Here is a 1,920-nt window from a genome sequence, read left to right on the forward strand (position 1 = left end):
CCTCTACTATCTTTTACTGTTAGTTCCACAGTGTATGTTCCTTTTTCTCCATATACATGGGTAGGATTTGCTTCTGTACTTGTAGTACCATCTCCAAAGTTCCATAGATAAGAAATAACTTTTCCATTTTCACTTTTTGTACCATCGCTATGAAATTGAATCTCTTCATTTACTATCCCGCTGTATGGTCCATTCATATTTACTATAGTAGTCGTTTTTTCTTTTTCCTCTGTCGCAACACCATGAAAAACAATATCATATTCAAACTGGTTAGCTGCATTCACACGATAGTTTACGAAATAGGCTGTAACTGTTTTATAACCACTCCAACCTTTTTGGGATAACTGCTCTAAAGTTTGGTTTACTTGTTTACTCATCGCTTTCCAATCTTCAGACTCACCTTTTGATGTACCACCTGTGTACTTGCCTTCCACGGTAAATGTATTAAAGAATTGCGACTCATATTTTGTAATTTTGGCACCTTTTATATTTGCTACATCCACAATTTCGTTTTTCACTTCAGCTAGCGGCTTTGGTGCGTGTTGAATTAAATAATCATTTGTTACTTGCGGTACATTATATTTATCTTGATTATCAATCAACTGCTGCATATACGCTTGATATTCTGCATTCAATTGTGTATTGTTGCTCAATGATTCACGATATGAGTCATAATTTTTCACATCGTTTGTACGGATTAAATCTTGAAGCTTATCAAATGTTTCAAATTGATGATTATACAAATATGACTGTAGTGCAAAGGAATACTTATAAAAGTCCCATGATCCATATTTTGAGAACAAAGTTTGCTTTGCTGTATAACGGCTTGCTGGATTAGATGATAAGCCACTTATCATACTTTTACGCGGAACAACATTATTTGTACGTGTAGATCCTGCAAAAAATTCTGCATTCCCTTCTTGGAACCAAGTTAATCGTTCATTTTGATACATTTCTCCGCTTCCAAATAAACCAGGAACCTCATATCTTCCTTGTAAATAGTGAGTGAATTCATGGACGGAACAACTCTTCTAAACTATAAATACTCTGCTTTGGCGTACGCTCATATGTAAAGAAAGTCCCCTTCTCTTCAATATAAATTCCACCGTTGTTTGTTTCATATCCATATAATTGTCTATTTAATTGATATTCATCTGGATTATTATAAATTACTATTGTTAGTACATCATCAGCATTTCCCGGTTCTAGTGCTTTATCATTACCAATTACACGGTGATATTGTGCTTTTACTTCCTTGGCTGCCCAATATAATCTCTTAATTTTTTCTTCTGTTACTTTATCTCCCGTCTTAAAGACAATAGATCCGTCATCAAATGTATATGTTTTAGGTAAGTATTGTTGTTTCCCTTCTTCACGTATTTTCTGTAAATCTACTGCATTTCCACTATAATCTTTTCCACCATAGTTTGTTTTCATTTGTTCTACTGCTACAAAATAAGGTCCACTTAAACGAGGATACAAGCTCATCGCTTGTGTAATAACTTCTAATCCTTTGTATGGATTACTATGAAATTTCCCTAAACGACCTGCATAATAAATGCCATTATTAATTAGCCAACTATTTTCATTTGTAATATTCCCCACGAGAGCAATTCTATTAACCTCATTTATAAAGTTATCAATCTTTCCATACCACATTGTTTCATTAGGTTGCTTATTCGTATCCTGCAAATAAGACTGTATATCATAATCAATTCCTTTTACAATTTCATATACAGCTTGTCCTTTCGCATAATCGCTTACATACGTAGTAAGATTATCATTATATTGTTTTAAAACATTTACCGCATAATGTACTGTTTCAGTATCACTAGAGGCATTACCAATTAATTTTCCATACGCAGCTACTACTCTATCTTGCTCGGCTGTACCTAATGCAAAGTTGGGATTTCTTGCAAT

At 33.8% G+C, this 1,920-nt stretch carries 1 pseudogene; it reads right to left on the reverse strand.

Annotated elements, in window-relative coordinates:
• A pseudogene (gene colA / locus ACZDYH_RS30280) lies at window positions 1-1,920 on the reverse strand (collagenase ColA); the annotation flags it as partial.

The sequence above is a fragment of the Bacillus sp. EB V-12 genome (genome assembly GCF_056158125.1).